General features: G+C 63.3%; 6 protein-coding genes. 4 read left to right on the plus strand and 2 right to left on the minus strand.

Annotated features, from left to right (window positions below):
* On the minus strand, nt 1-310 hold a 310-nt coding region (locus tag GTW58_RS12725), incomplete at its 3' end, for an IS110 family transposase (protein WP_168023539.1).
* A gap of 421 nt (nt 311-731) precedes the next feature.
* Nucleotides 732-1,058 carry a hypothetical protein gene (locus GTW58_RS12730; protein ID WP_157980604.1) on the minus strand — a complete coding sequence of 109 codons (327 nt, stop codon included), beginning with the start codon at nt 1,056-1,058 and terminating at the stop codon, nt 732-734.
* Between the two features lie 16 nt (nt 1,059-1,074).
* Between GTW58_RS12730 and GTW58_RS12735 the strand changes: the two genes are divergently transcribed.
* From GTW58_RS12735 to GTW58_RS12750, 4 genes are all read left to right on the plus strand, one after another.
* Complete coding sequence (locus GTW58_RS12735) at nt 1,075-1,482, plus strand: hypothetical protein (RefSeq protein WP_119933789.1); 408 nt, start codon at nt 1,075-1,077, stop codon at nt 1,480-1,482.
* A 22-nt stretch (nt 1,483-1,504) separates the two neighbouring features.
* Nucleotides 1,505-2,365 (plus strand): hypothetical protein, encoded by an 861-nt coding sequence (locus GTW58_RS12740; RefSeq protein ID WP_157980605.1) that lies wholly within the window; start codon nt 1,505-1,507, stop codon nt 2,363-2,365.
* A gap of 210 nt (nt 2,366-2,575) precedes the next feature.
* Nucleotides 2,576-3,559, plus strand: coding sequence for a 2-hydroxyacid dehydrogenase (locus GTW58_RS12745; RefSeq protein ID WP_119933791.1), 984 nt, complete (start codon nt 2,576-2,578; stop codon nt 3,557-3,559).
* 254 nt (nt 3,560-3,813) lie between these two features.
* Nucleotides 3,814-5,121, plus strand: a complete 1,308-nt coding sequence (locus GTW58_RS12750; RefSeq protein ID WP_119933792.1) for an ISL3 family transposase — start codon at nt 3,814-3,816, stop codon at nt 5,119-5,121.
* Nucleotides 5,122-5,259 lie beyond the last annotated feature (138 nt).

A 5,259-nucleotide genomic window follows, 5' to 3' on the forward strand; every position in this document is an offset into this window, starting at 1 on the left:
TCTTGGCCGAGCCCGGGTGCAGATCCGCGATCCGGCGCATGGCCAGTCCCGGCAGATACGCCACCTCAACACCGGCACATGACTGGGCCACGGCGACCGGAAGGGCACCGATCGTGGCCGGCTGATCGACGACAAGCAGCACGGGCCCATGGGTCTTCCAGAGTTCGTCGAGGATGCCTCGCAGGCGAGTCTCGTCGTTGGGCAGGGCCTTGTCGTAGACCGTCTCGCCGTTGCTGGTGAGTGCTACGGCGTGGTGGTCGGTTTTGCCGACGTCGAGGCCGATGTACACGGCCGGGGTTGGGGTGGTCATGGCGGTTGCTCCTGGGCTGGTCGGGCCATGGTCGTGCTGGCCAGCCCTGTGGTGATCACGCTCGGCATCCACGTTACAAAGACCCTCGTGAGGGGGCCCCGCCTCTATCAGCGATCCGTGATCACCAGACCGGTCCTCGGTGACAACACCCCCCGGATCATGAGTGCGACTGGGGGCAACGATCATGCCGAGGACCGGCTGGCCGGCACCTGCTCATCCTGGACGATCCAGGCGCCGCCGAAAAGGTAACGGGGTGACCCGCCGTCGTCGGGCCAGAATGTAGTCTCGTGGAATTGGGATATGAGATGCGCAACACAGCGTCATGCAATCCCTTCAGCTTCCATGCACCTGGCAATTCGCATCTCTGCATGTCAGGGTGTCTTCATGAATTCCCACCGGGTAACCGACCTGGTGGAACTGTTCAATGCGCCAGGTGCCAGGGGGTTGTCGTGAACAAGGTCCGTTCCATCAGTGTGGGTTCCGTAATTACTGCTGCGATCTTGGTTCTCAGTGCGTGCAATCCACCGGACAGCTCCCAGGACGAGAGTGTTTCCGCCCCGGCCACGGTCACGGTGACGGCCGCGCCGGTGGATGCCAGCCCCACAACGAATCCATCGGCGTCGACCACGGCCACAGAGACCGCGAGCACTGCATCAGCCGTGTCTCCTACAGAAACGGCTGACGACACACCCGTTCGCGGGGCGTCACCTTCGTCCACCGAGGGTGCAGTACTCAGCGAGGACGTCAAGGGTCAGAACCTTACGTTGTCTGAGTTCTTCCAACCGGGAGATTACTGGGCGGAGAATCGGTATGACGTCGCTGATGAGAACAGTATTTCGGGCATCTCAAGAGAGATTCGTGACTGCGGTAGTGGTTACGGCGGCCCCGCGCGACTCGAACTGCGCCTGGCCAACAACTTCGACAAACTCTCCTTCAAGGCAGGACAAGCCAATCAGTCCGAATCCAGCCGGGACACACTGGTAGTTCGCGTTGTGGGCAACGGCAACCAGATCGACATTCAGCGCATCCCGTTCAACAAGGTCCAAGGATTCGACCTCGAGGTCGCGGATGTGAACGCGTTGGAAGTCGAGTTTTATCTGGACGATGAAGTCACAGAGTGCGGCAACTCCGGCACCTCTACCGCTGTGATCTGGGATGTCGAGCTTCAGTGATCCGCCCTTCGCGGACTCAGGCGTGTCTGAACCCAACCCTGTGGGTGACCAGATGCCGTGGCGGGGTGTGCTTGGGGTGAATAGCTGGCTCCTCTCGTGGCGCAACAAGTGGTCGAGTTGGTCTTTGAGCATTCGAATTGCCATGGCCACCTTGGTGGTTACTTCGATAGGTGTTTGTGTGAGTGTTCTGGCCTATGTAACGACTCTCGTATTGCATACAGATGGCCAGGATGCCGAGGTTCGGACCGATCAGCGTGATCTGCGGACTCCAAATGGCGCGAGCTCGCACGCCATGGTCGATGATGCAATGGATGAAGGTGCGGCCCCGGGGGCATGTTTGAACTCCGTGGAAGACATTTCTTCCGTAGTTGCGTGTGACACCGCACATTTTGGGGAAATTATCGGCGCGGGAGACGCGTGCTCCATTGAGGCTGCCACACGATACATGGGTGGCAATCCCGATGTAGACGTTCTGGATCGAGGAGTCAGTGTGTCCATGGTCGATGACGTTTGTGTTTTGTCCGTGGAGGGTCAGCAGGTTGCCGTCTCCTTCGCCGGTGCCCTCGATCTCAACGATGGGGTGGCGTTGCGGGAATGCTTAAACGGGCGCACCGCTGAGTTCGTTCCGTGTTCGAATGACCACACGGGAGAGGTGGTGGCTCGTGTGTCTTCCGATTCGACGGGTTCTCTGGACTGTTCACAGCAAGCGACGACATACATGGACCGCAGCCCAGCGAGTGTCTTCAAGGAACTGACGGTGGAACAGATTAATACGGATTCTGCGCGACGCTGTATGGTTTCGGTTCGTGCGGACAACCGGTGGTTGGAGACGTCGCTGAGGGCGCTCGGTAACCGTAGCCCCGAGACGCGGCCCATCAACTGAACTTCGCTGACAAGCAGCTGGTCGTTTAACAGGGTGACCTCGCCGAGTAGGCCGTTTGGTCGCTGCTGAGCCAGTCAGGGGCGATCAAACGGCCTACTCGGCATAGGGGGAGGGGGAGTGGATGACCCGCCGCCGTCGTGGGTGGGGGAGGTGACAGACTGGGTGGGATACGCCAGCCCGCCCGGAAGGGTGCAACAGAAAGGTGGCCCCATGCCCTCGTTCCTCTTCACTGCTCCGCTGCCCGGCCCCGCCGAGGACATGCTCCGTGAAGCCGGGGAGGTGGAGATCGGGCACGGCTACACCGCCGAGGAGCTCAAGGACGCTGCCCACAGTGGCCGGTACGACGTCCTGATCACCCAACTCTCCGACCAGGTCACCGCAGATGTCCTCAAGGGGTCTTCGCTGAAGGGTGTGGCGAACTTTGGTGTTGGGTTCAACAACATTGACGTCCAGGCGGCCACCGAAAACGGGATCTTTGTGGGCAACACCCCGGATGTGCTCTCGGATGCCACGGCCAACATCGCCATGCTGTTGCTCCTGGCCGCCGCCCGCCGTGCGCATGAAGGCGAGACCATGGTCCGCTCCGGCGAGTTCAAAGGCTTGACCCCCGACCTGCTGCTCAGCGCGGACATCACGGGAACCCGCCTGGGGATCGCGGGTTTCGGCCGCATCGGCAAGGCCATGGCCCGCCGCGCCCTGGGCTTCGGCATGGAGGTGGTTTTTGTGCAGCGTCCGCCGCAGGACCGCCCGGTGGACGACGACGAACTCGGGGATCTGGCCCGGAAGGTCACCCAGGTTTCGTGGGACGAACTGTTGGAGACCTCCGACCACATCTCTTTGCATGTGCCTCTGACCCCGGAGACCAAGCACCTGATCGGGGCCGACGAGCTGGCCCGGATGAAGTCGACCGCCGTGCTGGTCAACACCGCGCGTGGACCGGTGATTGACGAACGAGCGCTGGTGGTAGCGCTGCGGGACGGCACCATCGAGGCGGCCGGTCTGGATGTTTACGAAAACGAGCCCGCCCTGGCCGACGGTCTGGCCGAATTGCCGAACACGTTCCTGTTGCCGCACATCGGCTCGGCGGAGCGTGCCACGCGCGCCCGGATGGGGGAGATGTGCGCGGAGAACGCCCTGGCCATGGCCCGCGGGGAGGTCCCGCCGTTCCCGGTCAACCCGGAAGTGGTCCGCTGACCCGCTGACTCGGGCTTTCCCACCGGCCCCACCTGCCGAGACCTCCGATATGTCCCAATTTTTGTGCGAATTTGGGACATATCGGAGGTCTCGGCAGTTCTGGACGGCGGCACAAACCGGTGGTGAGAATAACCGGCTCATCGCAAAGCAGGGTGTAGCGGTGTCTTGAGCTGTGCGGCGCGTCGGTACGTGGATGGGGGTCGAGGCCTCCCGAAGATGGAAGTTCTCACACTGCCCATCCGGAAGACCTCGACGTGCCCCACGCTACCTTCGTTAGCCCTGACCTGACCACGTTCACCCGCCTCGATGAGCTCGGCCTCGAGGTCATCGGCCAGCATGTGGAGCCGAACCAGGCGGTACTGGCCTGCCGGGTCGCCAATCCCGACCCGTGGTGCCGACGGTGCGGCTGTGAGGGAACCCCGCGCGGCAGCGTGGTTCGCCGGTTGGCGCACGAGCCGTTCGGTTGGCGACCCACCGTCCTGCTGATCACGGTGCGCCGCTACCGGTGTTCCGAGTGCGAACACGTGTGGCGCCAGGACATGAGCAAGGCCGCCGAACCGCGATCCAAGCTGTCCCGGCGGGCGCTGCGCTGGGCGCTGGAAGCACTCGTGGTCGACCACCTCACCATCGCCCGGATCGCCGAAGGCTTGGCCGTGTCGTGGAACACTGCCAACGACGCCGTCCTGGCCGAAGGCCGGCGGGTCCTGATTGATGACCCGAAGCGGTTCGACGGCGTGCGCGTGCTCGGCGTCGACGAGCACGTCTGGCGCCACACGCGCCGCGGCGACAGATACGTCACCGTGATCATCGACCTCACTCCGATCAGGGACAACACCGGCCCGGCACGCTTGTTGGACATGGTCGAGGGCCGCTCCAAGCAAGCATTCAAGACCTGGCTCGCTGCCCGTCCCAAGCAGTGGCGGGCCGGGGTGGAGGTCGTCGCGATGGACGGCTTCACCGGGTTCAAGACCGCCACCACCGAAGAGTTGCCCGATGCCACTGCTGTGATGGATCCATTCCACGTGATCCGCCTCGCCGGGGATGCCCTCGACCAATGCCGCAGGCGGGTCCAGCAAGACCTCCACGGCCACCGCGGCCGTGCCACCGACCCGCTCTACCGGGCCCGCCGCACCCTCCTCACCGGTCTGGACCTGCTCACCGCCCGACAGAAGACCCGCCTAGAGACCCTGTTCGCCGGCCATGACCACGTCGAGGTCGAGACCACCTGGGGCATCTACCAGAAGATGATCGCTGCCTACCGGGAACCCGACCGGGCCACGGGACGCATCCGCATGCAGGCCGTCATCGACGCCGTCGGCAGCGGTGTCCCCGCCGCTCTGAAGGAGGTTATCGTGCTGGGCCGCACCCTGAACAAGCGGGCCGCTGACATCCTCGCCTACTTCGACCGGCCCGGCACCTCGAATGGCCCCACCGAGGCCCTGAACGGTCGGCTCGAACACCTCCGCGGCTCAGCCCTCGGCTTCCGCAACCTCGTCCACTACATAGCCAGATCGCTGCTCGAGACCGGCGGATTCAGACCCCAACTACACCCTGCTTTGTGATGAGCCCGATAATCCCTACAGCGAGTCGGCGTTCAAGACCTTGAAGTACGCCCCGGTCTTCCCCAAACCTGACTCGTGCCACTTGAGAGCTCCTGGCTGACTTGGCCGGTGTTGTCGCTGGTCAGAGTCCTGTGGCGG

It is taken from the genome of Kocuria subflava (assembly GCF_012163155.1).
Classification (GTDB): Bacteria; Actinomycetota; Actinomycetes; order Actinomycetales; family Micrococcaceae; genus Kocuria; species Kocuria subflava.

Bases quoted from the DNA above. Each gene is read 5' to 3' on its own strand.
- GTW58_RS12745 (WP_119933791.1), top strand. From the start codon at position 2,576: ATGCCCTCGTTCCTCTTCACTGCTCCGCTGCCCGGCCCCGCCGAGGAC.